The following is a 24770-nucleotide window of genomic DNA, read 5'->3' as shown; positions in this document are numbered from 1 at the left end:
ACGTTAAACAAATTAGTTGTAACCCAGCACCGCACAGTGCGCTGTATCAGTATCCTGGCGAACAGATTTAGATAACTCAGCCTCATCTTCGGCCCACACCAAGCTTAACGCTTTGCGTTCCTGCTGGGTCAAATCAACCGTTTTTTGCTGTTGAAAGAAAAAACGTTGTTGCTGAACATGGCTTTGCTTAACGGCGCTCATAGCAGACTCCTGCTTTAATAAAATAGTGGCTGGTCAGTACTTGCTTACAGTACATAACGGCGAATACGGGTTAAGCATAAGAGAGTCAAGCTGAGCAGCAGCTGAACTTAGTCAAAATAGGTAAAAAAATAAATGTTTTTTTGCGTGGCTAAGAACGGCACCGCGCTTAAAGGTAAGCGCGGTTAAATGACTCTTTAGATTGCTGCAGATAAGCGCGGGCCTTTTGCGCGTGGTTTTCCCACAGCTGTTTATCGTTATTGTCGGTAAAGGGGTTCTGGCTGGCGTTTACCGAGCGCTCAAAACGGTCGTAATAAGTTAACATTGCCGAGGTGATCTGATTAAACTGGTCTTTATAGCTTTGCGTCTGCTCAAGCTGCTCAGAGGTTTTGAGCACAAAGCGCACCAATTCGGTATTGTTGCCACCATTAAGATAGCTGTTTGCCTGCAGGCTGATGTTTCCCGCCACTTCCTGCATCAACTTCTGCCGTATGGTTTCATCCTTACTCAGCGCCCTGCTTAAGGCTTCCTGCGAGCGCGCCATACTGGCGTGCTGCAGCGTGTCGCGTAATTGCTTAGTCAGATGACGGCGGAAATCTTCAATCGAAAGCTGAATTTGCAGCAGTTCAGCTTCTAAGCCGGCTACCTGCACCAACTCCTTCTCCAGTTCAGATAAAAAGCGCTCAGCATCCTGATAAATTTTCAGCCCATTTTGCTCGGCAAACTTTCTGTCTGACCGGCTGAGCCCGGCATCACTGTAGCTTGATTTATCAAAGCTGGAGGCCAAAAAAGATTTAAAAGGCTCGGCAAAAGCAGAATAAGCGCCGCCACTGACCACATTCAGTGTCGCCGTGGCCAAATCACCAAAAGGCTTCAGCATCGAATTTAACCGCGCTTGTTGCAGTGGTGTGGTAACACGTTTGGTGTCATTGATAATACTGCGAAAGCTGGCATAGGCCATCGGATTTGCCATGCGGTTACGTTCGCCGCTGGCCAGCACCAGCGCATTGCCGGCATACAGAGCATTAGCGTATTCCAGGTACTGGCGCTGCATATCCAGCTGCGCCGCGTAATTCACACCCAGTGTGCGAAATGATTCTGCCTGCAATGCCACATTCTGGTCCTGACGTAGCTTATCCAGAATACCACTGACAATGCGTTGCTCATTCTTCTGTAGCGCAGTCGCCAGTAAAATACGTTCAATCTGCAAATCGTCGATATCGATAAGGCCGTTAACGGCTTCTATATCCAGCCTTAAATAGCGCTTTGCAGGGTCGTCAACCGATACCCGGTGTGCTTTATAACCTTGCTCACCGCCGTTATAGTCGATCAGCGCAACCGGCTGCCACAGCGCATTAACCGAAGGCAAATCCGACACCAGCACCTGGATACGGTAGGACGTTATATCAGTTTCAGGTTTGACCCACAGCTCCAGTACACCCATCTCACTCAGTGGCTGATTGCTAAACAGCACACTGGTTCCCGCCTTACAACGCAAGGCCAGCTCACCAGAACGTGGCGCGCCCAATAATGCCCGGCAATCGCCCAGCTGACGCCAGTGCTGCTCACTGCCCTGCTCAAAGCCGTCCTGCAATACTGCCGAATAAGCCTGCGCAGCGGCAGCTGGCAGCCAGGCAGCAAAAAACAACGCAATCAGATTACGCATCGGTACTCCGCAAACAGTATGGGTAAACAGATCACCGGACGGTGATATTAAAGATGGGTTATTTTACCAGCAGCTTATGGTAAAACAAAAGGCCCGCGCTTAATGCGCGGGCCTTTTGTTTTTTATATGGCGGAGAGAGAGGGATTCGAACCCTCGTTAGGGGTTAACCTAAACACACTTTCCAGGCGTGCGCCTTCAGCCACTCAGCCATCTCTCCGGAACTTGCGTTGCAAGCGCGGCTATACTAGGGAAATTCCCTGTCTGCTGCAACTGTTATATCGCAAAGCCGGTTGTTTCTGCCGGAATTTTCGCCACTATGCTGCCTTTGGTTATTAAGCGTTACCTTTAACCTGCTTTTTAAGCTCCGCTGCAAAGCTCAGCATGCGGTTTAGCGGCACTAAGGCTTTTTCTCGAAGCACCGCATCAACAAAGATCTCATGGCCTGTGGTGTCGGTTAATGCTGTCTCTATCGCTTTTAAGCCGTTCATTGCCATCCAGGGGCAATGAGCGCAGCTGCGGCACGTTGCGCCGTTACCGCCGGTTGGAGCTTCGATAAATACCTTGTCCGGCATCTGCTGCTGCATTTTGTAAAAGATGCCTTTATCGGTTGCGACAATAAAGGTGTCGTTAGGCAGCGTTTGACTGGCTTTAATCAGTTGACTGGTAGAGCCTACCGCATCGGCTAGCTGCACTACACTATCAGGTGATTCAGGGTGAACCAATACTGCGGCGCTCGGGTATTGCTTTTTCAGCTCTATCAGCGCATTGGCTTTGAACTCATCGTGTACGATGCAGGCTGCGTTCCAAAGCAACATGTCGGCGCCGGTTTGCTTTTGTACATAGGCCCCTAAATGCTTATCCGGCCCCCAGATAATCTTTTTACCGATACTATCGAGGTAATCCACCACATCTAAAGCAATAGACGAGGTTACCACCCAATCTGCGCGGGCCTTAACCGCAGCTGAGGTATTAGCATACACAACCACTACCCGCTCAGGGTGCGCGTCACAAAATGCTGAAAATGGCTCTGCCGGGCAGCCTAAATCTAACGAGCAGGTGGCTTCCAACGTGGGCATTAGTACGGTTTTATTCGGCGTTAAAATTTTTGACGTTTCGCCCATAAACTTAACACCTGCGACAATCAGGGTTTTCGCCGGGTGTTCATTACCAAAACGAGCCATTTCTAAGGAGTCAGATACACAGCCACCGGTTTCTTCCGCCAGCGCCTGAATTTCAGGGTCGGTGTAATAATGGGCTACCAGCACAGCGTCTTTTTGCTGTAACAGCTTTTTAATACGATCCTTGTAGGCTTGCTTGTCATCGCTGCTTAACGGCTGCGGCTTTTTAGGGAAGGCAAAATCTTGCTCTGTGAAATACAACACTTGTTCCATAGGGCTCACCCGCTGGCTTAAAAGGGCGGCTATTATAGCGCTGCGTGTTGGTAAAATACAGAACATTGCATGGTGGGTCATGATGGATTCGAACCATCGACCAACGGATTAAAAGTCCGCTGCTCTACCAGCTGAGCTAATGACCCATGCAGGAAAAACGAAAAATAAGTGGTGGGTCATGATGGATTCGAACCATCGACCAACGGATTAAAAGTCCGCTGCTCTACCAGCTGAGCTAATGACCCAAACAGGTGGTGTCGAAGTGGTGGGTCATGATGGATTCGAACCATCGACCAACGGATTAAAAGTCCGCTGCTCTACCAGCTGAGCTAATGACCCACTTCGATAACTTTAGTTTGTGCGCTTTGGTGGGTCATGATGGATTCGAACCATCGACCAACGGATTAAAAGTCCGCTGCTCTACCAGCTGAGCTAATGACCCCCACTGCGGACGCATATCTTACTGATTTACGGCTTTTGTGCAACCAAAAAGTGTCAAAAACCGGCTGATACTAGTCTGACTGCTCAAAATGCCAGCGGATGCTAACATCTTGTGCACAGAAAAAACCCGGCTAACGCCGGGTTGAGTTACTTAAGTGCGTCAATCCTGTCTTGCGCCAGTTTCGCTGATGTCGCAGTTGAATGCTTATCAACCAGCTGACGGTAATACCGCAGGGCTGCGTCTTTTTGGTTCTCGCGCTCGGCCACCTGACCTAATTTCAGTAAGGCGTCGGCAACTTTATTTGACTGAGGAAAATTATTCACTACCCGCTCAAAATGCGTTTTTGCCTTGGCAAGTTCGTTATTGTTAAACAATAACTGGCCTAACCAATAATGAGCATTAGGTGCATAACCTGAATTGGGGTAGTTTTGAATAAAGTTCTCGAACTCCGGAATTGCCGCTTCATAGCGCCGGTCTTTCAGCACCATGTTGACAGCTTTGTCATACGCGTCGTTCTCAGAAACATCGCTGGAGTAGCTAGGCGTCGCCACAGGCGTGTCTACCGGCGTTACTGCCGCATTGTTATTAGCAGCTGGCTGCTGGATAGCACTGACCCGGCGGTCTATTTCCTGATACAAATCGCGTTGGCGTTGCAGGATTTCGTCAAGCTGATACGTATGTGTTTCTGTTACCCCCCGCAACTCACTTACCTCATCCAATAAGGTTTGTAATTGCTGTGCCATACGAAGCTGGGCTTCTGTACGCGCTTCCACAATACGCTCCAGTGTTGTCAGACGCTGTTCCAGCGAACCGGATGGCTGAGTCGCAGTCATGGAAGTAGAGGAAGCGCGGTTACGATTAATATCAGTAACCGGCGCAGGATTAGCACTAACACCGGTATGAACCAGTGTCAGTGCAGCGAGCAGAGTATATTTAACAGTCATGCGTATCAATACAGTAATTAGTCTGGATTAGTAGACTAACACTGCACGACGGTTTTTAGCAAAACCTGCTTCAGTACGTGACATATCAACCGGCTTCTCTTCACCGTAGCTAACAGTAGAGATTTGGCCTGCTGACACGCCTAAGTTTTGCAGATACTGCACAACAGCCTGAGCACGACGCTCGCCCAGTGCGATGTTGTATTCTGGAGTACCACGCTCGTCTGAGTGGCCTTCAATTGTTACACGTACGCTTGGGTTAGACGTTAAAAATGCACCGTGCGCCTGCAGAGTTTCGATGAACTCAGGACGTACAGTAGCTTTGTCGAAGTCGAAGTAAATGGTGTTTTCCTGGCGCAGCGCTTCCAGTTTCTGACGCATTTGTTCTGCAGGGCTGATTGTTTGCTCAACAGTTTCAACCTGAACAGTCTCTTGCGGCATGTTTGATGTGTCCGCACCTGACTGGTCAGTAGATGAAGTTGAGCTACAAGCAGCCAAAGTCAGCACTGGTAATGCAATGAATAAACCTTTTAACACTTTATTTAATTTCATGATGTTGTCCTTAGTATTTAAATGTAATAACTATCTTGCTTTTCTATAAAAACGGCGACCACGCCGGCGATTTAACCTGTCCTTCGACTGCCGGCAGTCGTGCTTTAAAACGACCATCCATAGAAACCAGTGCTAACACCTGCGTAGAACCATGCATGGTGCTGTATATGATCATCGAACCGTTCGGCGCCACGCTTGGCGACTCATCCAGATTAGTTTTGGTAAGTACCTGCAGAAACCGGGTCTGACGATCCATTTTTGCGATACGGTACTCACCGCGGATGCGGTTGACCATCACCACCGAATTACCATCCGGTGTATAAGAGCCGGCCAGATTCATTTCACCTTCAAAAGTTAAACGTCTGGTCGTACCCGTTAACAAATTTACGCTATAAAGTTGTGGATTACCACCACGCTCAGAACTGAACAACAGCTCCTTGCCATCCGGTGACCACGACGGCTCGGTATCAATGGCACGGTGGTTAGTGATCCGGGTTAACGCCTTAGTGGCAATATCCATGGTGTAAATCTCGGTGTTACCGTCTTTGGACAATACCATCGCCATCTTTCTGCCATCCGGTGACCATACTGGCGCACCGTTAATACCAGGTGTACTGCTCAACATAGTACGCCGGCCAGTGTAAATATCCTGGATATAGATTTGTGACTGACGTTTCTCAAAGGTTACATAAGACAGTTTAGTCCCATCCGGTGACCAGCTCGGAGACATCAGCGGCTCTTTCGAGCGCAGTAATATCTGCTCGTTCGCACCATCATAATCTGCTACCACCAGCTGGTAAGGGAATTCCAGCTTGCGATTCACCAGCACGTAAGCAATTTTTGTCAGGAAAGCACCGCGCTCACCGGTAAGCTTCTCATAAACGATATCGCTGATCCGGTGCGCATACTGACGGAACTGGCTGCCATTAATAGTGGTTTCACGGCTATCCAGAATATGCTCATTGCTGCCCCCTAAGCGGCCGGCATTTAGCGATTGGCGACTGGCAGCATTACTGCCTTTTAATACGTCAATAAGTTCAAAACTCACTGTGTAGCGGTCAATACCAATTTCAGTGATCTGGCCAATAACAATGGCTTCAACACCTTCACGTGACCAGGCAGCGTAATCAATTTGTGCTGCGCTTTGCGGCCGCTGTGGCATTTTAATGCTAGCCAGTGCATTAAACTTGCCACTACGCATAAGGTCCGCAGCAATAACCTCATCTATACGCTCTTTTGGTAAGTTAGAGCCTTTAAAAGTGAATGGCAGAACAGCTATCGGCCTGGCAGAATCAATAATGTCAGTAATGACTATTTCTAATGATGCCTTAGCACTAAAGCTGAACACCGCAGTTACGAAAATGAAGGTTATTCCAATTATTCTAAACATATTAAAAACTATGGCTCCACGGTCAATGTTATGTCTTTCAATTGATTGTACACATCAGGGTTATCTGACATTGGAAAAGTTCTCACTTTTTCTACAGCCCTTATAGCTGCATCAGCAAGAGTTCTATCGCCACTAACATAACTAACGTTAATCACAAAACCGCTGGACGCTAACCTAATATTAATACGGCAACTCTTCCCTCTCATACTGCTGTCTCCCAGAAGATTGTCCTCAATTGCCCCTTTAATCAAAGCCGTGTAGCGTTGCACTTCCGTAGCAGATTGCTGCGCTCGGGCTGCCGCCCTTGCCTGAGCTTCTTTCGCCATTTGCTCTTGCATTGCGCGTTCCTGCTCGGCACGCTGTCTTGCTTCTGCCGCTTTACGTTCACGTTCTGCGGCTGCTTTTTCTGCTGCTTCCTGCTCAGCTTTGCGTTTTTGCTCAGCAGCTTTAGCTGCCTCTTCCGCTTTCTGGCGCTCCTGCTCTTTCGCTATCCGGGCCTGCTCAGCTTGCTTAGCTTTAGCATTTTCCTGTTCCTGACGCTTTTTCGCTTCAGCCGCCGCAGCTTTCGCTTTTTGCGCTTCGGCATCAGCCTTGCGTTTTTCCTCAGCCACCCGCTTCAAACGTTGCTCTTCCGCCGTACGGTTTTGCTCAGCCTGAGCTGCACGGCGTTCCAGATCGCGAATCCGCTTTTCTTCTGCCGCTTTAGCCGCATCACGCTCGCGTTGCATTTGCTGCACGCGCTCATTCAGCAATTTCTCGTCCACCGCCACGGCCTCAACCGGCGCCTGACCCTCAGATTGCAAGCTTACTGTTACCATCTCTGGCTTGCTGGAAAAATCAGCACCAAACACCAGCAACACCAGTATAGCCAGATGTAAGCCCAGTGATTTTGCCAATGAAGGTTCTATTACCACTGCCATATCAATTCTATTCCAGGTTGTCTGTCATCAGGCCAACAGCCGGGGCGCCAGCGCTTTTGAGTACATTGATAAGGCGAATCACTGCATCGTAACTTACTTTGGCGTCACCTTTTACAATCACCTGGGTGCCAGGCTCGATAGTCAGCCAACTGGCAACTTCCACCGTCAACTCAGCCGCTGTAAAAGGCCCCTGTTGTTTGCCATCTTTCTCAAAATAATACAGCCCATCCTGATCAACCGTGGCAACAAGTGGCGTTTTACCATCCTGCATCTGCTTTATTGGCTCTGCAGCAGATTTTGGCAGCTCTACTTTTACCCCTTGGGTAATAAGTGGTGTTGTCACCATAAAAATCACCAGCAAAACCAGCATAACGTCGATATAGGGCACCACGTTTATCTCGGCCTTTAACCGGCGTTTCTTACGTACATACATCAGGCAGCATCTCCGTTATTCGATACGGCCTGGCGGTGAAGAATATTGGAAAACTCTTCTACAAAGTTGGCATAACTGCTTTCCAATGACTCAACCTGATGTGAAAACTTGTTATAAGCAATAACTGCCGGTATAGCGGCAAATAAACCGATCGCTGTTGCTATAAGTGCTTCGGCAATGCCCGGCGCAACCATCGACAATGTCGCTTGCTCAACTGCGCCAAGCGCAATAAAAGAGTTCATAATGCCCCACACAGTACCAAACAAACCAATGTAAGGACTAATAGAGCCAACCGTCGCCAGAAAGGGTAAATGCATCTCTAACCTTTCAACTTCGCGGGACAAACCAACACGCATTGCGCGCTGTGTGCCTTCCATTACAGCTGCAGGTTGCCGGCTGTTAGTTTTATGCAGCCTGGCGAACTCTTTGAAACCCGATTTAAACAGCGCTTCCAGGCCACTGTTTGCAGCACGCGCGCTTACTTCGTTATATAACTTGGATAAATCCACACCCGACCAGAACTTATCTTCAAACTTTTTCGCGTCGGTTACAGCATCACTTAATGCTTTACGACGGCGGAATATAATGGTCCAGGACATCACTGACATCGCGAGCAATATCAACATCACCAGCTGCACAACAAAACTGGCTTCAATTAACAAACTTAAAATAGATATCTCACCTGCCACGTAATAAACCCTCTGTCACTTCGGCCGGAATAGCTCTGGCCTTCATTTCCTGTAGCGAAACACAAGCCACTGTAATTTGCGCTGTGCAATTTAAATCACCGGCACTATTGTGTATTGTTTGCTGAAAAACCATACTAGCGCGTTTTAAGGTACTGATTTGACTAGATACCGTCAATAATTCATTAAATTTAGCCGCCTTTTTGTTATCCATTAAAACCTGAGTAACAACAAAAGCGACATTTTTTGACAATAAAAAATCCTGCTCAATACCCAAGGCACGCAACCATTCGGTGCGCGCTCTTTCAAAAAACTTTAAATAATTTGCATAGTAAACTATTCCTCCGGCATCGGTATCTTCATAGTACACGCGCACTGGGAATGTATAGACTGTTTCAGACATGATATTCGCTTTAATTGCTGCATATGATAAGTAAGGCCGAACAACAACTCAATCATCTGTACAGATGAAACCCAACTATATTTTTCTGCGCCGCCCACTTGTTTTTTATATTAATTTCTGTCGACTGTTATTTCAGCAGTAAGTTCCTGTGTTTTACTCAGAATCGACCAATCCCCTTCCTTGCAGGATAAACACCTACTTAATGCTAAAACCTGACAAAAAGTAATGTTGGCCATAATCCCGATTTTACATTAACCGTGTATGAACAGAAGCCTGCAACGCATGGCACGCTTACGATTGCATATTTTTAATACAACCCAGCCAAGCTGATGCATTATTTTTTCTAATACCTAAATAGCAGTTTTTCTCGTTTGAAGTAAATACTCCAAATATCTATCATACGCATGTGTTCTGAGCTAGCGCAAAGAGGCAGCAAAGTTTTTGCTGAGTCTTAGTAAGGATCACAAAGTAATGAGATTTGTGTTTGAACCGAATTTTATTGCTGTTTCAACATGTTCCCTGGATTTTTTGAAGCACTCCTTCAACTTGTTGCTGCCCGCTTAATTAAGCGGGCTTTTTTTTTCATACCCGTCCCATTTTAACCTGCTGCGTTATTGGCTGCACTCGCGCCTCCCAATCACATAGGAAACTATGCTCATGGGAAGTCGCTCATTGGCCGCCTAGCCGCAGATTAAACTGGTTAGGGTATGATTATCATTTACTACTCATTTGTCGGGAGATCAAAGCCAAAATGGGTGTAGGCGCGTGGCGCTGCAATGCGTCCGCGTGGTGTGCGCTGAATAAAGCCCTGCTGGATCAGAAACGGCTCTATCACATCTTCGATGGTATCTTTTTCTTCACCAATGGCAGCGGCCAGGTTATCCAGCCCTACCGGTCCACCCATAAACTTTTCAATAATGGCCAAAATAAGCTTACGGTCCATGTAGTCAAAGCCTTCGGCATCGACATCTACCATCTGCAGTGCAGAAGCTGCAACGTCAACGGTGACTACGCCACCGGCTTTAACCTGCGCATAGTCACGAACCCGCCGTAACAAACGGTTGGCTATTCGCGGTGTACCACGCGAGCGGCGGGCAATTTCGGCCGCGCCGGCTTCGTCCAGTTGTAAATTAAGAAAATGGGCCGAGCGCAGAATAATCTGCGTCAGCTCATCTACTTTATAAAACTCAAGCCGCTGCACTATACCAAAACGGTCACGCAGTGGTGATGTCAAAGCGCCGGCACGGGTAGTTGCCCCAACCAGTGTGAAAGGGGGCAAATCCAGCTTGATAGATCGGGCTGCCGGGCCTTCCCCTATCATAATGTCCAGTTGATAATCTTCCATCGCCGGGTACAGAATCTCTTCAACAACCGGGCTTAAACGATGTATCTCATCAATAAACAGCACATCGTTCGGTTCAAGGTTGGTTAGCAGCGCAGCCAAATCGCCGGCTTTTTCCAGCACAGGGCCAGAAGTGGTCTTGATATTTACGCCCATTTCATTGGCCACTATCATTGCCAGCGTGGTTTTACCCAGGCCAGGCGGACCGAAAATCAGTAAATGATCCAAGGGGTCACCACGACCGCGGGCGGCTTCAATAAAAATGGCCATCTGCTGGCAAACATGTTGCTGTCCAGTGTAGTCCGCCAGGGTTTTCGGCCGGATAGCACGGTCTATAACCTCATCTTCACGCGTAGCAGCAGTTTGAATTAAACGGTCAGCTTCTATCATCGTTACATCATGCTCCGCAGGGCGGCTTTAATCAGTTGTTCACTGCTCATGTCAGTTTGCTTCACTTTTTGCACAGCTTTATCTGCCTGCGCCTGACTATAGCCCAGAGACACCAGCGCACTAATTGCATCGTGCTCAGCACTTTCCTGCGGGCTAAACACGGCTTCATCAGCTTGCAATATCAGTGCATCTGTCACAGGAGTATTGGGCGCTATACCCCAATCTTTTAAGCGGTCACGCATTTCTATTACCAGCCGTTCTGCCGTTTTTTTACCGACGCCGGGTAACTTCACCAGTGTGCTGACGTCGTCCAGTTGCACGCAGCGGACAAACTGCTGCGCGGTCATGCCGGACAGAATCGTCAGTGCCAGCTTGGGGCCAACACCATTGGCTTTAATTAACTGCCTGAACAGGGCGCGTTCGTTTGGATTAACGAAGCCATATAATAGCTGCGCATCTTCACGCACGACAAAATGTGTATAAATAGTGGCTTCTTCACCCGTGGCGGGCAGCTGATAGAAACTGGTTAACGGTAACTGTACTTCGTAACCCACACCGGCCACTTCTATTAATAAATCCGGCGCCTGCTTTTCCAGCAGGATACCGCGTAAACGTCCGATCATAGAATCTGCTTATTGGTTAGACCGTTATATGCAAAGCACTAGCGCAGGCGTCCACGCACGGTTTTACGTGCTTGCCCGGCCAGACTCACTAAACTTTGCTGAGTATGCCCATGACATAACGCAACTGCAAGGGCGTCAGCGGCATCGGCCTGGGGGTTGGCTGGTAACTTCAGTAAGGTACGTACCATGTGCTGCACCTGCGCTTTGTCGGCAGCGCCGGTACCGACAACAGACTGTTTAACCTGGCGGGCTGAGTATTCGAATACGTCAAGGCTGGCATGTTTAGCAGCTACTATAGCCGCGCCACGGGCCTGGCCCAGCTTTAACGCAGAGTCAGCATTACGTGCCATAAACACCTGCTCGATGGCAAAAATGGTTGGCCGGGTCTGAACAATGATTTCGCTGACGCCGTTAAAAATATCCAGCAGCCGCTCAGGCAATAAATCATCCGGGTTTAACCGGATACAACCGCTGGCCACGTATTCAAACTTCATACCGCTCTGACGCACAACACCGTAGCCCGTTAACCGGCTGCCGGGGTCGATGCCGAGAATAATATTCACGCTCAGCTATGCTCTGCCATCAGCTCATCACTGATATCGGCGTTATGGTAGACATTTTGCACATCGTCGCAGTCTTCAAGCTGATCGATCATTTTAAAAAATGCAGCAACATGATCGGCATCCACCTCGGCCCGGGTTGCAGGCACCAGTGTGACTTCGCCGTTGTCGGCAATAAAGCCTGCTGCGTTCAGCGCGTCTTTCACATCACTGAATGTCTCTGCAGTGGTAAACACTTCGATGCTGCCATCATCATCTGTGACCACATCTTCAGCGCCCGCTTCCAGCGCAGCCTCCATTAGTGCATCTTCATCTGCACCGGGAGCAAACATCAGCACACCACGGCGGGTAAACAGATATGCAACAGAGCCGGAAGTACCAAGGCTGCCACCGGCTTTGGTAAAAGCATGGCGTACGTCGGCCACGGTACGTTTATGGTTATCCGTCATTGTCTCGACTATTACCGCCACACCGTTCGGGCCATACCCCTCGTACACCAGCTCTTCGTAGTTTTCACCATCATTCGCACCGGCACCACGCTTTATAGCCCGGTCTATGGTGTCACGGGTCATATTTTCTGACAGTGCTTTGTCTACCGCTAAGCGTAAACGCGGGTTAGCCGTTACGTCAGGATTCAACCTGGCGGCAACTGTCAGCTCACGGATAATCTTGGTAAAAATTTTATTCTTTTTCGCATCCTGACGGGCTTTGCGATGCTTCATGTTCGCCCATTTACTATGGCCGGCCATCAGTTACTCCTTAGTTGTGGCAGCAAAGCTGCTGCCACGGTATTGCAGATAAAACAGACGAGATTTAGTTTATTGTGGCTTAGCAACCACACTAATGCCAAGCTCGGCCAGTTGTGCCGGGTTCGCAGCACCTGGCGCATCTGTCAGCGGGCACGCTGCCGTTGCTGTTTTCGGGAACGCCATCACGTCACGGATAGAGGTTGCGCCGGTCATCAGCATCACTAAGCGGTCCAGACCAAAGGCTAAACCGGCATGTGGTGGTGCGCCGTACTTTAATGCTTCCAGCAGGAAACCAAACTTTTCAGCGGCTTCTTCATCGCTGATACCCAGCAGAGTAAATACTTTGGCCTGAACGTCAGCAGTATGAATACGTACCGAACCACCGCCTAATTCCGTGCCGTTTAGTACCATATCGTAGGCGTTAGACAACAACTCACCGAGTTTCAGCTCACTATTAGCGGTATTTAAGAATGCAGCAGTATCCAGTGGCGAGGTAAACGGGTGATGCACTGCGGAGAAGCTGCCGTCATCGTTTTCTTCGAACATCGGGAAGTCTACTACCCACAAAGGCTTCCAGCCTGGCTGAGTAATACCTAAATCTTCACCCAGTTTCAGACGCAGCGCTCCCATGGCTTCACATACCACTTTGTAGCTGTCAGCACCGAAGAAAATTAAATCGCCGTTCTGTGCTTCTGTACGGCTGATAATGGTCGAGACGATCTCTGGCGTTAAAAACTTCGCCACCGGAGATTGCACACCTTCAACGCCTGCCGCAACATCATTCACTTTCATCCACGCCAGGCCCTTAGCACCGTAGATGCCAACGAAGCTGGTGTAGTTATCGATATCTTTACGCGATACTTTCTCAGCAGCGCCAGGTACTTTCAGTGCCACTACACGGCCTTTGGCATCGTTTGCCGGGCCAGAGAACACCTTGAAATCAACCTCTTTTAATAAATCAGCCACATCGACAAACTGCATCGGGTTACGCAGATCCGGTTTATCAGAGCCGTATAAGCGCATCGCTTCCCAATATGGCATACGCGGGAACTGGCCCAGATCTACACCCAGTAACTCGTTAAACATCTGATGCACCATCTTTTCGGTAACTTCCATTACCTGCTCAGCACTCATAAACGAGGTTTCAATATCGATCTGGGTGAATTCCGGCTGACGGTCAGCACGTAAATCTTCATCGCGGAAACATTTAACGATTTGATAGTAGCGATCTAAACCCGACATCATCAGCAACTGCTTAAACAACTGTGGTGATTGCGGCAGAGCAAAAAACTGGCCTTTATGGGTGCGGCTTGGCACTAAATAGTCGCGCGCGCCTTCTGGCGTAGCTTTGGTCAGAATGGGCGTTTCCACGTCCATAAAGCCATGACTGTCCATGAAATTACGGACAAAGCTGGTCACTTTAGCGCGGAATTTCAGCCGTTCAGTCATCATTGGCCGGCGTAAATCAAGGTAGCGGTATTTTAAACGCTGCTCTTCACTGTTGTTCTGGTTCGAGTCTAATGGCAGCGGCGCAGCTTTGTTCAGGATAACCAGCTCACTGGCATAGACTTCCACCTCACCGGTTGCCATGTCTTTATTAACCTGAGACTCAGGGCGCGCACGCACCTGGCCTTTAATCTGAATACAGAATTCATTGCGTAACGTGTATGCCACATCGAACAGGTCTTTTAAGTCTGGGTCACACACCACCTGCACCATGCCTTCGCGGTCACGCAGGTCTAAAAATATCAACCCACCCAGATCGCGGCGACGATTCACCCAACCGCATAAAGACACCTGTTGCCCAACATGTTGTGCAGTTAACAAACCGCAATAATGGCTACGCATTAAACCTTCCTTCTACCTTGCTAATCAGCGGCACTAAAATGACGGCTAATTATATAGAATTGACGCTTAATGTCACTGCCCGCTTACGAATTCACTACACGGGAAAAACAGTACTGATTTTTACCTTGCTGCTTCACGCGGTACATCAAACTGTCGGCTACTCTGAGTAACCGTGCGCAGTCAGTACCATCATCCGGGTACACAGCAATGCCAATACTGGCCCCCACCTGCACTTCACCGACAGACAACGTCACCGGTTCGGCCAGCTGATGCAGAATTTTCTCCGCAACGATGGCGGCATCGTCCCGGCTTAACAAACCGGTTAGTAAAATAACAAACTCATCACCGCCAAAGCGGGCCACGGTGTCACTTTTACGTATCGCAGTACCTAAAATGGCCGCCAGTTTTTGTAGTAATTCATCACCGACCTCATGGCCAAACTGGTCATTAACCTCTTTAAAACCATCCAGGTCGATAAACAACAACGCCAGAATTTCATTGTGCCGCGCATGTTGCAGCAGCGCCTGTTCTATCCGTTCTTTAATTAAAGAGCGGTTAGGGATCTGTGTCAGATCATCATGTGTCGCCATAAACCGCATTTTTTGTTCAGCCTGACGACGCAGTGATACCTCTCTGCGTAGTGACAAATTCCAGATTACAACAAACGTCAGCAGCAAGGCAGCTACACCGCCAATCTGCCACATTGTTTGCCTGAACTGTGCCTGATTTATGCCCTGCGTCACCTGAAAGCTGAACCAATTCTGATATAACTGCTGACGCTCTTCTTTGCCTATACTGCGCAGGCCTTTATTCAGCATAACCACCAACGGCGCGTAGTCCTCCCTGACAGCAATAAGTGACGGGTAAGTGGGAAGGTCTTCCAGGATTTGCACACGTAAATACAAGTATCCTGCCTGGCGCACCATTTCGCTGGAAGCTTCAACCGAATCCAGAGCATAATCAACTTTACCCTGTTGCAATAACTCCAATCCGTCACGCAATGATCTGGCCGGCACGACCTTAATTTGCGGGTAAATATCGTTTAAGTGCCTCGCCAGTTTATAGTCCTTATAGATGGCAACGCTTTTTCCATTCAGATCGGCAGTATTAACAATGAGGTCGGCATTTAAAGCGCCAATAACGGCCCATTGTGTCGACCAAAACTCGTCTGTAAAGCGGGCATAGCGGCGCCTTTCTTCCTGTTCAGAAACATTGGCAATTACGTCAATCTCTTTGTGTTCCAGCGCCTTAAGCATGTCATTAAAGTTACTGTAAATCTGGATAGTAAAATCGACCTTTAACCGCTCAGACAGCAGGTTAAACATATCAACGGTAACACCAGCCGGGTTACCGGCATCGTCAACAAACTCCATTGGCGGCCAGTTATCCAGCATGCCGACACGTAAAGCCGGGTGCGAATTTAGCCAGTTAACTTCAGTTTCGGTCAGCGGGATCTGCTTACGGAACTGCGGGAAATACCTCAGGTCGGGTTGCACAACCCATTTTTTCTCCACCTCAATAAACCAGTCCAGCGTAAAGTTTGAAAAGCCCTGACGGATTTTTTCTGCCAGCTCGGTATTGTCATCCCGGATCAGGCTGTATATCGGAGCGAAAACTACTGAATCCGGTTGTGCGACAAAAACATCATTTTGATTTAGCTGCTGTAACCTAAGGGGTATGATGGCAGACGCACCAAAAAAACCATTCAGCTCACCATTTAACGTGCCCTGCACCATATCTTCCAGCTGGCGATACTGCATAAACTCTGCGTGAGGATAACGCCGGCTCAATTCGGCCTGATAAGGCGCATTGCCAAAGACCCCGACATTACCCTCTGATACCGCCGTCAGCGGCGGAAACTTGCGCTGGTTTAATGTAAAAAAATGGGATTTAAAGCCATACAGTTGATACGCCGGGCCAATCCCCTGAGGCAAATTTGTGTTATCCGGGAAACCAATAACCACATCTATCCGGCCCTTTTTAAGATTTTGCAGATTGTTAGATGACGTATCAGGCACGAAAACCACTTTGGTTCCGGTTTGCTCAGCCCAGTGCTGCCACAGCTCAACAAATAGTCCCTGCGCGTCTCCTTGCGGCGATACGTGCATATAAGGTTGATTATTAACTGATACCCCCAGTATTAACGTATCTTTATCAGCCGGAACGCCAAGCCATTTCCGCTCCAGCTCGTCCAGGTAACTGCGGCTAAGTTGCGCTGTGGCCTGGGCCAGTTGTTCTGCCAACACCTTGTTTTGCGGCATTACTGCGAATGCCAGTTCCATGCGGCTTAATGCAATACGCCGGTGCATCGGGAACAAACGTCTGAGCTCACTATGACCATTAAATTGTTCCGGCAGCCTATCGAGCCCGGCAAAAGCGGCAATCTGACCATCCAGTGCAGCCTGATACATTGCTGAAACATTAGGAAAATACTTGAAGTTGCCTTGCGGCAATTGCTGTTTCAATACCGCCAGATGAGCGGTGTTCTCGATAACGCCTATAACGAAAGGCTGCAGGTCTTTTAGCGCAGTAGCCCCCACCAAATCCCGCATAACGTAGACATTACTGAACGCATCGATATTCAAATCAGTCAGCAAAAAGGTGGCGTCACGCGCCGGAGTACGCCCGACAGCGCCGTGCAGGTCAACCTCGCCGGATTGCAGCTGCTTCAGTGTGTCTGGCCAATTAGCCGCTACAAACTTAATACTGATATTTTGCTGACGCCCGATTTCGCGCCAGTAGTCTATAACCAGCCCGGCTACCTCACCGTTATCATCAGTAAACATATAAGGATAGGAGTCTACACTGACGGCTACTTTTAACTGCTGCGGTAATGGCGCTGCGCCCGCACCGGTTATACCCAGCAGAAAAACAAACAGTGATGCCAAGATAGATTTACCAATCATTATGTTATGCTTCCTGACTGCAGTACCTTTAGTTTTACGCCGCCACTTTAATAAGGTCAAGTTGCTGATGTTATATCTTGGTTGCCCGGTATGGGCCAACCCGAAATGGAAAACAAGCCTGCTATCTGCTGATGCAAAACCGGCAGATTTTCTGGCGCAATATGCCCGCTTTTTTAACTCGGCAGAAGGAAACACCACCTTTTACGCCGACCCATCAGAGCACACACTACAGCGCTGGCTGCAGGATACGCCGGCACATTACCGTTTTGTGTTAAAAGTCCCCCAGCGCATCAGTCATGCTGACAGCGCTGATTACGCAGAACAATTAACCGACTGGTTAAGCCGTATGGCAGTACTGGCGGATAAACTGGCCCTGGTACATTTGCAACTTCCTGCCAGTGCCGGGCCTTTGCAGCTGCAGCGGATCAGTCACATGGTACAGCTGATTAGCCAGACCAGACACTGTGCACTGGAAGTGCGCCACCTTGCATTTTTTGATAAAGCGACTTACGAAATTGCGCTGCACAAGATGCTGCAACAGTTTAATGCCGAGCGTGTCGTTATTGACAGCCGGGCATTGTTTGCCGTAGCTCCCACCACACCGGCGCTGCTGGATGCGCATGCCAAGAAACCCAGAGTGCCGGTGCATGCCATCAGTTTTAGCGCCACACCTGTACTACGCTTTATTGGCAGTGACGATATGGCGCTGAACAGGCAGTTTTATCAGCCCTGGCTTAAAAAAGTGCAACAATGGCTGGATGACGGTAAAACCCCGTTTTGCTTTTTTCACACGCCGGATAACGATTTAGCCCCACAACTATGCCGCCAGTTCGCCCGCGATTTAAATTACCCGCATCAGTGCCTGGCCACCTGGCCGGGTGAGCAACAGTTCAGCCTGCTGTAGTGTTTGGCAGATTTGCGTTAAACTAACGGCCATTTTTATCGCCATACTTAACTTGCACCCCAGATAAACCTATGCAAAAAGATGATATTTTCGCCGAGCCACTAGCCCAGGTACCTGACTTCAGTTTTGATGCGCAGGTCGCCGACGTTTTCCCGGACATGATCCAGCGCTCTGTGCCCGGCTACCAGACAATTATCCAAACCATCGGCAAACTCAGCAGCCGGTTTCAGCAGGCAGACAGCAACTATTACGACTTAGGCTGTTCATTAGGTGCGGCAACGCTGGCCATGCGGCGTAATATTAACGCGGCAAACAGTAATATTATTGCCGTTGATAACAGCAGTGCGATGGTGGAGCGCTGTGAACGGCATTTACAGGCGTTTCGCTCTGAGGTGCCGGTACAGGTAAAACTGGCTGATATCCGTGAGCAAAGTATTGAAAACGCGGCCATAGTGGTAATTAATTTTACGCTGCAGTTTTTACCCAAAGCCGACCGTAGCGCGCTGTTGCAACGGGTTTATCAGGGCTTAAAACCGGGCGGTTTGCTGATCCTTTCAGAAAAATTTGTCAGCGCTGACAGCACAGCAAACGACTTGCTTGTTGAGCTGCACTACGACTTTAAACGCGCCAACGGATACAGTGAGCTGGAGATCAGCCAAAAACGCAGCGCGCTGGAAAATGTAATGAAACCCGATACGTTGGCCGAACACCAACAACGCTTAAGCGAGGCGGGTTTTAGCAGCCAGACACTGTGGTTTCAGTGTTTTAACTTCTGCTCTATGGTCGCCATTAAATAAGGTCAGCTATGCTCGATTTCACTTCGTTTTATGCCCAACTGGCCAGCAATAAACTGCATAAATGGCTGGAATCATTACCAGCACAATTAGCCAGTTGGAGCAAAGATGCCCTGCACGGCGATTTTAAACAATGGCAGAAAGTGATAACCAATTTGCCAGTTACACAAAGCAGCCAGACTGAACTGAAAAGCGCTGTGCAGTTTGGCCATTCAGACGATATCAGCAGCGGTGAAGCGCAGCAGATCCGGTATTTGCTGCAGCAGTTAAAACCCTGGCGTAAGGGGCCATTCAGCATTCATGGTATCGATATTGATACCGAGTGGCGCTCTGATTTTAAATGGGACAGGGTTCTACCGCACATTGCCCCGCTGCATAACCGTTTTGTGCTGGATGTTGGCTGCGGTAGCGGTTACCACTTGTGGCGCATGCGTGGAGAAGGCGCAGAGTTTGTGGTAGGAATTGACCCGTCGCAACTGTTTTATGCCCAGTTTCAGGCGATAAAACACTTTAACCCGGATCCGGCAGTAAACCTGTTACCGGTTGGCATTGATGATATGCCTGCACTCAAGCAGTTTGATACCGTGTTTTCAATGGGGGTGCTGTATCACCGCCGCTCACCACTGGATTTCTTACAGCAATTAAAAAACCAGTTACGCCCAGGCGGCGAGCTGATTTTGGAAACCCTGGTGGTTGAAGGCGATGAGCACACTGTGCTGGTGCCGGGAGAACGCTACGCCAAAATGCGTAATGTCTGGTTTATTCCAAGCGTTGCGGCGCTGACACACTGGCTGCAGCGGTTAGGCTTTAGCAATGTTCGCCTGGCGGATTTAAACCAGACCAGCCTGGCAGAGCAGCGCAAAACAGAGTGGATGGAAAACGAAAGTTTGATTGATTTTCTTGATGCAACTGATCATAGTAAAACCATTGAAGGCTACCCTGCACCGCTTAGGGCGGTGCTTATTGCCAATAACTAGCTTTACAGAGTGGTATCAGCGTTATGCCCTATCGTCCGCGCTCAACCCTGGAACAATGGCGCATACTACAGGCTGTAGTGGACGCCGGAGGCTATGCTCAGGCAGCAGAGTTACTGAGTAAAAGCCAGTCGTCGTTAAATCATGCAGTTGCCAAGCTCCAGACCCAGCTTGGGGTAGAGCTGCTGGAAGTGCGGGGCCGCAAAGCCTATCTGACCGAAGCTGGCGAGGTGATGCTGCGACGCTCACGTTTACTGACACAGCAGGTAGAAGATTTAGAGCTGCTGGCAGCAAACATTGACCAGGGCTGGGAGCCGGAGATCCGGGTGGCGGTTGAACTTGCCTACCCCCGGCGTTTTTTAAATGCTGCACTGGCGGCATTTTACCCGCTAAGCCGCGGTAGCCGTATTCAACTGATAGACAGTGTTATTACCGGTAGTACCGAAATTATTCAGCAGAAAAAAGCCGACCTGGTCATCGCTGCATCCGCCATTATTCCCAAGGGCTATCTTGGTGAGCCACTGTGTGTTACCCGTTTTGTACCGGTAACCGGCCGCGATAACCCGCTAGCCGGGATAACTGAACTTGATCAGAACGAGCTGAGCCAGCATTTGCAACTGGTTATTCGCGACACCGCACAAAAGCCACTTGATAATGTCGGTTGGCTGCGCGCTGAACAGCGCTGGACCGTCGATAATTTTCATGAAGCCATAGAAATTCTGCAGCTGGGACTAGGATTTTGCTGGCTACCCGACTTTATGGTTGAAGACGCTTTACAACAAGGCAGCCTGATACAACTTAATATGAAACAAAGCAGCGAACGTATTGCCGCCATCTCACTGGTTACGCCCAAGGAAGAAACCTTAGGGCCAGGCAGTAAACAGTTACGCCAGTTGATACTGGCAGCCCACCATAAAAGCTGAGGCCACTATGCAACAATCAGAACTGAATCAACTTATGCAAGATGCAGCCGCCGATGCGGTATCCTATGCAAAAGAGGAACATCAACAAACGCTGGATGGCAATATCGACAGCTTAGCCGCTGTCGATAACGTACTTAGTCAATTACATGTACGGGAAAAAACCAAACACCATTCTGCCGAAATGCTGTTTACGCTATCAAATATTCTGGGCGCTTACATAGGTGAGTTGTTTATTGCTCATGTCGGCGGCCATTGGCAGCACAATCAGCAGGATGAAACTGCACCTTTTGTTTTTGTGCAGTTCCAGGATAAAGAATTTCCATTTGCATCAGTGTGTTACCATAAAATAACCCGCGACGACAGCATCAGTTTGCTAGGTTATGTCAAACAGGCAATGGCAAATGCTATGCAGTAAGGCTTTTGTCGGCGGCGTTAAGCAGGTAAAATGCCGCCAATTTTAAGCCTTTCCACTTTCAGCCATTCGAGGATAGCCGTGAGCGAGCAGAAAACATCTTTAAGCTACAAAGACGCCGGAGTAGATATTGACGCAGGAAACGCGTTGGTAGAACGAATTAAAGGCGCCGTTAAACGCACACGTCGTCCTGAAGTCATGGGTGGTTTAGGCGGCTTTGGCGCGCTGTGCCAAATCCCTGCTGGCTATAAAGAACCGGTACTGGTATCGGGTACTGACGGTGTCGGCACTAAGCTGCGCTTAGCAATGGATCTGAAACGTCATGATGGCGTGGGTATCGACCTGGTCGCCATGTGTGTAAATGACTTAGTGGTACAAGGTGCAGAACCGCTGTTTTTCCTGGATTATTACGCCACCGGTAAACTGGATGTCGACACTGCGTCAGCTGTAGTCAATGGCATCGCCGAAGGCTGTTATCAGTCTGGTTGTGCGCTGGTTGGCGGCGAAACCGCCGAAATGCCGGGCATGTACCATGGCGAAGACTACGACATCGCGGGTTTCTGCGTTGGCGTAGTAGAAAAAGCGGACATCATTGATGGCAGTAAAGTGCAACCGGGCGATCAACTGATTGCCCTGGCATCATCGGGACCGCATTCAAATGGTTTTTCGTTAATCCGTAAAGTATTAGAAGTGAGTGGCCAGAGCCCTGATACACAACTCGAAGGCAAGTCAATAGCTGACCACCTGCTGGAACCGACCCGCATTTATGTGAAAAACCTGCTGGACCTGTTCAAACAGACTCCTGTGCACGCACTTTGCCACATTACCGGCGGTGGTTTCTGGGAGAATATCCCGCGCGTGCTGCCAGAAAATACTAAAGCTGTTATCGATGGCACCAGCTGGCAGTGGCCGGTAATTTTCAACTGGCTGCAGCAGCAAGGTAATATCAGCCGTCATGAAATGTACCGCACCTTTAACTGCGGTGTGGGCATGATAGTAGTGGTACCGCAGGACAAACTGCAAACCGCCCTTAGCTTATTAAGTGCTGCCGGTGAAACTGCCTGGCACCTTGGCGAAATTCACGCTGCCGCTGCCGGTGATGAGTTAGTGGTAATAAACGAATAAGGCCTGTCATGAAATCTATTGTTGTACTGATTTCGGGCAGCGGTTCCAATCTGCAGGCCATTATTGATGCCTGCAGCAGCGGCTTTATCCCGGGAAAAATTAGTGCCGTTATCGCCAATAAAGCGAATGCTTACGGCCTGGTACGGGCCAGCGATGCCGGCATTACCACTCAGGTGTTAAGCCACAAAACCTATGCCAGTCGTGATCATTATGACGAAGCGCTGATAGACGCTATTGACCAGCACCAACCTGATCTGGTGGTGCTGGCAGGTTTTATGCGTATTTTAACCCCGGCTTTTGTGCAGCATTATGCCGGCCGTTTGCTGAATATTCACCCCTCGCTGTTACCTAAATACCAGGGCCTGAATACTCACCAGCGCGCCATTGACGCAGGCGATACCGAACACGGTTGCAGTGTGCATTTTGTAACCGAACAGCTCGATGGCGGCCCGGTAGTACTGCAGGCGAAAGTGCCTTTATTCAGCGACGACGATGTCGCAGCACTTTCTGAGCGTGTTCATGAGCAGGAGCACCGTATTTATCCGTTAGTTGTGCGCTGGTTTTGCCAAAACCGTTTACAACAGCAAGCAGATCAGGCATGGTTGGACGGCAATATTTTAGCAGCCAACGGTTACGCCAATGATGAAGAAGATTAACTGGCGCTTATGGGCGCCTTTTATTGTAGTTACAACTTTATTTACTAACAGCCTTTACGCCGAAACGCCCAAGCTGAGTAGTTTCAATGCCGACTATATTGTCTATCGTGCCGGTAAAAAACACGGTGAAGCCAACCGCTATCTGAAAACCACAGAGCAAGGCTATCAAATGGGCTATAGCAGCGACATCAGCTGGATGATTTTCTCAGATTCACGTCGTGAAACCTCTGATTTTACGCTCGAAGACGGCCGGATAAAGCCACTGCGTTATACCATGCAACGCACGGGCACCGGGCCGGATCGTTACTATGAACTTAATCTTGACCGCCAGCAGAACATACTGCGCGAAGGTAAAAACCGTAAACCAAAGGATGTTAACTGGCAAGATGACTGGCTGGATCAAATAAGCTATCAGTTGCAGCTGGCACTGGATTTAAAAGCCGGCCAGACAGAGTTTCATTACAATGTGTTAAACCGGCATGGCGACAGCAAAATGTACCACTACAAAGTCGTCGCTGAAGAAATGCTGCCGCTACCTTACGGCAATATCAAAACACTGCGTATCGCCCGTATCGAACAAAACAGCGACAAACAAATTTATGCCTGGGTAGCACCTGAGCTTGACTACATGCTGGTACGGTTGTGGCGCGGTGAAGACAACGTTGAGCAATTCGATGTCCAGCTGCATAAACTGGACTTTACGCCAGCCATTCAGGCCAGCGCTTCTCCATAGCGAAACAGCTGACTTTCACCACTTTGCATTTGATGCCACTGCTCATTTTTGGTCAGTGGTTCAGTTGCGATTATCGTCACAACATCGTCAGGCGTGGTTTCGCGGCTGAAATCAATATCGACATCCACATCTGACAAGCGGGCCATGCCAAAAGGCGCCCGCCGCGTGATCCAGTGCAGTTTGGTGCTGCAGTAGGTTAATAAGTACTCACCATCCGTCAGCAACATATTAAACACACCGAGTTTTTGCAGGGTTTTGCACTGACGCTGAATAAACTTAAACGCCGCTTTACGGCTGGGTGGTTTGTCAGGATAACGCTTATCCAACGCGCTGAGTAGATAACAAAATGCCCGTTCGCTGTCTGTGGTGCCAACCGGCGTAAAGCGGTCTACCGGTAGCTGCTGATAACCACTTAGCTGACCATTGTGGGCATAGGTCCAGTAGCGCCCCCACAACTCACGGCTGAACGGGTGGGTGTTTTCCAGGGCGACGCGGCCACGGTTAGCCTGCCTGACATGGGCGATGACAGCACAGCTTTTTATCGGATAATCCGATACCAGTCTGGCAATCTCTGACTGATAGCTTGGCAGCGCATCTTTAAAGGTGCAAACGCCTTTGTTTTCATAAAATGCCACGCCCCAGCCATCTTTATGCGGCCCGGTGCGACCACCCCGCTCCTTCAAGCCTTTAAAACTAAAACAGATATCGGTTGGCACATTGGCTGACATGCCAAGTAGTTCACACATAGTACATCTTACCTTAAGCAGACTGAGCCCCGTCGACAGGCTATGCTTAAGCGTATAAGTTGC

Annotated in this window: 25 protein-coding genes and 5 tRNA genes; 8 read left to right on the top strand and 22 right to left on the bottom strand. The window is 49.1% G+C overall.

Translation table 11 applies throughout. The features are described from left to right. Nucleotides 1–12 precede the first annotated feature (12 nt). The 21 genes from AC5SV9_RS16170 to AC5SV9_RS16070 form a co-directional block, all read right to left on the bottom strand. Nucleotides 13–201: a hypothetical protein gene (locus AC5SV9_RS16170; RefSeq protein WP_475148521.1), complete on the bottom strand. Its 189-nt coding sequence runs from the start codon at nt 199–201 to the stop codon at nt 13–15. Nucleotides 202–367: 166 nt separating this feature from the next. Continuing rightward, entirely contained in the window at nt 368–1864 is a 1497-nt protein-coding gene (bdpA, locus tag AC5SV9_RS16165; RefSeq protein ID WP_475148519.1) for a BAR domain-like protein A BdpA, read from the bottom strand. 127 nt (nt 1865–1991) lie between these two features. After that, a tRNA-Ser gene (locus tag AC5SV9_RS16160) sits at nt 1992–2081 on the bottom strand. A 115-nt stretch (nt 2082–2196) separates the two neighbouring features. Next, entirely contained in the window at nt 2197–3255 is a 1059-nt protein-coding gene (gene nadA / locus AC5SV9_RS16155) for a quinolinate synthase NadA (protein WP_475148517.1), read from the bottom strand. A gap of 70 nt (nt 3256–3325) precedes the next feature. Next, nucleotides 3326–3401: transfer RNA gene (locus AC5SV9_RS16150), tRNA-Lys, on the bottom strand. A gap of 23 nt (nt 3402–3424) precedes the next feature. Then, nucleotides 3425–3500, bottom strand: a tRNA-Lys gene (locus tag AC5SV9_RS16145). 18 nt (nt 3501–3518) lie between these two features. Further along, a tRNA-Lys gene (locus tag AC5SV9_RS16140) sits at nt 3519–3594 on the bottom strand. A 27-nt stretch (nt 3595–3621) separates the two neighbouring features. Further along, nucleotides 3622–3697 (bottom strand) — tRNA-Lys (locus AC5SV9_RS16135). 146 nt (nt 3698–3843) lie between these two features. After that, entirely contained in the window at nt 3844–4641 is a 798-nt protein-coding gene (ybgF, locus tag AC5SV9_RS16130; protein ID WP_475148516.1) for a tol-pal system protein YbgF, read from the bottom strand. 27 nt (nt 4642–4668) lie between these two features. Further along, nucleotides 4669–5190 (bottom strand): peptidoglycan-associated lipoprotein Pal, encoded by a 522-nt coding sequence (gene pal / locus AC5SV9_RS16125; RefSeq protein ID WP_475148514.1) that lies wholly within the window; start codon nt 5188–5190, stop codon nt 4669–4671. A gap of 43 nt (nt 5191–5233) precedes the next feature. Then, nucleotides 5234–6580: a Tol-Pal system beta propeller repeat protein TolB gene (gene tolB / locus AC5SV9_RS16120; protein ID WP_475148512.1), complete on the bottom strand. Its 1347-nt coding sequence runs from the start codon at nt 6578–6580 to the stop codon at nt 5234–5236. 8 nt (nt 6581–6588) lie between these two features. Further along, nucleotides 6589–7500: a cell envelope integrity protein TolA gene (gene tolA, locus AC5SV9_RS16115; RefSeq protein WP_475148511.1), complete on the bottom strand. Its 912-nt coding sequence runs from the start codon at nt 7498–7500 to the stop codon at nt 6589–6591. A gap of 7 nt (nt 7501–7507) precedes the next feature. Further along, a complete protein-coding gene (gene tolR, locus AC5SV9_RS16110) occupies nt 7508–7933 on the bottom strand; it encodes a protein TolR (protein WP_475148510.1) in 426 nt (141 codons plus the stop codon). Continuing rightward, complete coding sequence (gene tolQ, locus AC5SV9_RS16105) at nt 7933–8622, bottom strand: protein TolQ (protein ID WP_134056423.1); 690 nt, start codon at nt 8620–8622, stop codon at nt 7933–7935. Before tolQ ends, tolR begins: the two co-directional genes overlap by 1 nt. Beyond that, complete coding sequence (gene ybgC / locus AC5SV9_RS16100; RefSeq protein WP_475148507.1) at nt 8612–9022, bottom strand: tol-pal system-associated acyl-CoA thioesterase; 411 nt, start codon at nt 9020–9022, stop codon at nt 8612–8614. The genes tolQ and ybgC overlap by 11 nt, the downstream gene beginning before the upstream one ends. Before the next feature lie 721 nt (nt 9023–9743). Then, nucleotides 9744–10754, bottom strand: coding sequence for a Holliday junction branch migration DNA helicase RuvB (gene ruvB / locus AC5SV9_RS16095; protein ID WP_475148504.1), 1011 nt, complete (start codon nt 10752–10754; stop codon nt 9744–9746). A 2-nt stretch (nt 10755–10756) separates the two neighbouring features. Then, the gene (ruvA, locus tag AC5SV9_RS16090) at nt 10757–11377 is read right to left on the bottom strand and encodes a Holliday junction branch migration protein RuvA (protein WP_475148503.1); all 621 of its coding nucleotides are present in this window, start codon (nt 11375–11377) and stop codon (nt 10757–10759) included. Between the two features lie 38 nt (nt 11378–11415). After that, the gene (ruvC, locus tag AC5SV9_RS16085; protein WP_475148502.1) at nt 11416–11940 is read right to left on the bottom strand and encodes a crossover junction endodeoxyribonuclease RuvC; all 525 of its coding nucleotides are present in this window, start codon (nt 11938–11940) and stop codon (nt 11416–11418) included. Between the two features lie 2 nt (nt 11941–11942). After that, entirely contained in the window at nt 11943–12686 is a 744-nt protein-coding gene (locus AC5SV9_RS16080; RefSeq protein ID WP_475148500.1) for a YebC/PmpR family DNA-binding transcriptional regulator, read from the bottom strand. 69 nt (nt 12687–12755) lie between these two features. After that, nucleotides 12756–14534, bottom strand: coding sequence for an aspartate--tRNA ligase (gene aspS, locus AC5SV9_RS16075; protein ID WP_475148498.1), 1779 nt, complete (start codon nt 14532–14534; stop codon nt 12756–12758). Nucleotides 14535–14617: 83 nt separating this feature from the next. Then, nucleotides 14618–17440, bottom strand: a complete 2823-nt coding sequence (locus AC5SV9_RS16070; protein WP_475148496.1) for a transporter substrate-binding domain-containing protein — start codon at nt 17438–17440, stop codon at nt 14618–14620. 67 nt (nt 17441–17507) lie between these two features. Here AC5SV9_RS16070 and AC5SV9_RS16065 point away from each other — a divergent pair, with 67 nt between their 5' ends. The 8 genes from AC5SV9_RS16065 to AC5SV9_RS16030 all read left to right on the top strand — a co-directional run bounded on the left by AC5SV9_RS16065 (nt 17508) and on the right by AC5SV9_RS16030 (nt 23961). Then, nucleotides 17508–18344 (top strand): DUF72 domain-containing protein, encoded by an 837-nt coding sequence (locus AC5SV9_RS16065; protein WP_475148494.1) that lies wholly within the window; start codon nt 17508–17510, stop codon nt 18342–18344. 71 nt (nt 18345–18415) lie between these two features. After that, nucleotides 18416–19141, top strand: coding sequence for a carboxy-S-adenosyl-L-methionine synthase CmoA (gene cmoA, locus AC5SV9_RS16060; RefSeq protein WP_475148492.1), 726 nt, complete (start codon nt 18416–18418; stop codon nt 19139–19141). A gap of 8 nt (nt 19142–19149) precedes the next feature. Next, nucleotides 19150–20115 carry a tRNA 5-methoxyuridine(34)/uridine 5-oxyacetic acid(34) synthase CmoB gene (gene cmoB / locus AC5SV9_RS16055; protein ID WP_475148491.1) on the top strand — a complete coding sequence of 322 codons (966 nt, stop codon included), beginning with the start codon at nt 19150–19152 and terminating at the stop codon, nt 20113–20115. Between the two features lie 23 nt (nt 20116–20138). Beyond that, nucleotides 20139–21035, top strand: coding sequence for a LysR family transcriptional regulator (locus AC5SV9_RS16050; protein ID WP_475148490.1), 897 nt, complete (start codon nt 20139–20141; stop codon nt 21033–21035). 7 nt (nt 21036–21042) lie between these two features. After that, nucleotides 21043–21450 (top strand): hypothetical protein, encoded by a 408-nt coding sequence (locus AC5SV9_RS16045; RefSeq protein WP_475148487.1) that lies wholly within the window; start codon nt 21043–21045, stop codon nt 21448–21450. A gap of 78 nt (nt 21451–21528) precedes the next feature. Then, entirely contained in the window at nt 21529–22572 is a 1044-nt protein-coding gene (purM, locus tag AC5SV9_RS16040; RefSeq protein WP_475148486.1) for a phosphoribosylformylglycinamidine cyclo-ligase, read from the top strand. An 8-nt stretch (nt 22573–22580) separates the two neighbouring features. Further along, nucleotides 22581–23228 carry a phosphoribosylglycinamide formyltransferase gene (gene purN / locus AC5SV9_RS16035; protein WP_475148484.1) on the top strand — a complete coding sequence of 216 codons (648 nt, stop codon included), beginning with the start codon at nt 22581–22583 and terminating at the stop codon, nt 23226–23228. Next, nucleotides 23212–23961, top strand: coding sequence for a DUF3108 domain-containing protein (locus AC5SV9_RS16030; protein WP_475148481.1), 750 nt, complete (start codon nt 23212–23214; stop codon nt 23959–23961). The genes purN and AC5SV9_RS16030 overlap by 17 nt, the downstream gene beginning before the upstream one ends. Here the strand turns inward: AC5SV9_RS16030 and AC5SV9_RS16025 are convergent. Then, complete coding sequence (locus AC5SV9_RS16025) at nt 23940–24707, bottom strand: class II glutamine amidotransferase (protein ID WP_475148479.1); 768 nt, start codon at nt 24705–24707, stop codon at nt 23940–23942. The two genes, AC5SV9_RS16030 and AC5SV9_RS16025, sit on opposite strands and share 22 nt — an antisense overlap. Between the last annotated feature and the right edge of the window lie 63 nt (nt 24708–24770).

This window comes from Rheinheimera sp. ATLC3 (assembly GCF_059429535.1).
This window is presented reverse-complemented; position numbering and strand designations above follow the sequence as displayed.

Excerpts from the sequence above, each read along its gene's own strand:
- AC5SV9_RS16080 (WP_475148500.1), bottom strand. The coding sequence starts at position 12,686 with ATGGCCGGCCATAGTAAATGGGCGAACATGAAGCATCGCAAAGCCCGT.
- aspS (WP_475148498.1), bottom strand. The coding sequence starts at position 14,534 with ATGCGTAGCCATTATTGCGGTTTGTTAACTGCACAACATGTTGGGCAA.
- purN (WP_475148484.1), top strand. The coding sequence starts at position 22,581 with ATGAAATCTATTGTTGTACTGATTTCGGGCAGCGGTTCCAATCTGCAG.
- ruvA (WP_475148503.1), bottom strand. The coding sequence starts at position 11,377 with ATGATCGGACGTTTACGCGGTATCCTGCTGGAAAAGCAGGCGCCGGAT.
- ybgC (WP_475148507.1), bottom strand. The coding sequence starts at position 9,022 with ATGTCTGAAACAGTCTATACATTCCCAGTGCGCGTGTACTATGAAGAT.
- AC5SV9_RS16050 (WP_475148490.1), top strand. The coding sequence starts at position 20,139 with ATGCCCTATCGTCCGCGCTCAACCCTGGAACAATGGCGCATACTACAG.
- cmoA (WP_475148492.1), top strand. The coding sequence starts at position 18,416 with ATGCAAAAAGATGATATTTTCGCCGAGCCACTAGCCCAGGTACCTGAC.
- ybgF (WP_475148516.1), bottom strand. The coding sequence starts at position 4,641 with ATGACTGTTAAATATACTCTGCTCGCTGCACTGACACTGGTTCATACC.
- tolB (WP_475148512.1), bottom strand. The coding sequence starts at position 6,580 with ATGTTTAGAATAATTGGAATAACCTTCATTTTCGTAACTGCGGTGTTC.
- bdpA (WP_475148519.1), bottom strand. The coding sequence starts at position 1,864 with ATGCGTAATCTGATTGCGTTGTTTTTTGCTGCCTGGCTGCCAGCTGCC.
- tolA (WP_475148511.1), bottom strand. The coding sequence starts at position 7,500 with ATGGCAGTGGTAATAGAACCTTCATTGGCAAAATCACTGGGCTTACAT.
- cmoB (WP_475148491.1), top strand. The coding sequence starts at position 19,150 with ATGCTCGATTTCACTTCGTTTTATGCCCAACTGGCCAGCAATAAACTG.
- pal (WP_475148514.1), bottom strand. The coding sequence starts at position 5,190 with ATGAAATTAAATAAAGTGTTAAAAGGTTTATTCATTGCATTACCAGTG.
- tolR (WP_475148510.1), bottom strand. The coding sequence starts at position 7,933 with ATGTATGTACGTAAGAAACGCCGGTTAAAGGCCGAGATAAACGTGGTG.
- AC5SV9_RS16065 (WP_475148494.1), top strand. The coding sequence starts at position 17,508 with ATGTTATATCTTGGTTGCCCGGTATGGGCCAACCCGAAATGGAAAACA.
- AC5SV9_RS16045 (WP_475148487.1), top strand. The coding sequence starts at position 21,043 with ATGCAACAATCAGAACTGAATCAACTTATGCAAGATGCAGCCGCCGAT.
- ruvB (WP_475148504.1), bottom strand. The coding sequence starts at position 10,754 with ATGATAGAAGCTGACCGTTTAATTCAAACTGCTGCTACGCGTGAAGAT.
- AC5SV9_RS16070 (WP_475148496.1), bottom strand. The coding sequence starts at position 17,440 with ATGATTGGTAAATCTATCTTGGCATCACTGTTTGTTTTTCTGCTGGGT.
- AC5SV9_RS16025 (WP_475148479.1), bottom strand. The coding sequence starts at position 24,707 with ATGTGTGAACTACTTGGCATGTCAGCCAATGTGCCAACCGATATCTGT.
- nadA (WP_475148517.1), bottom strand. The coding sequence starts at position 3,255 with ATGGAACAAGTGTTGTATTTCACAGAGCAAGATTTTGCCTTCCCTAAA.
- AC5SV9_RS16030 (WP_475148481.1), top strand. The coding sequence starts at position 23,212 with ATGATGAAGAAGATTAACTGGCGCTTATGGGCGCCTTTTATTGTAGTT.
- AC5SV9_RS16170 (WP_475148521.1), bottom strand. The coding sequence starts at position 201 with ATGAGCGCCGTTAAGCAAAGCCATGTTCAGCAACAACGTTTTTTCTTT.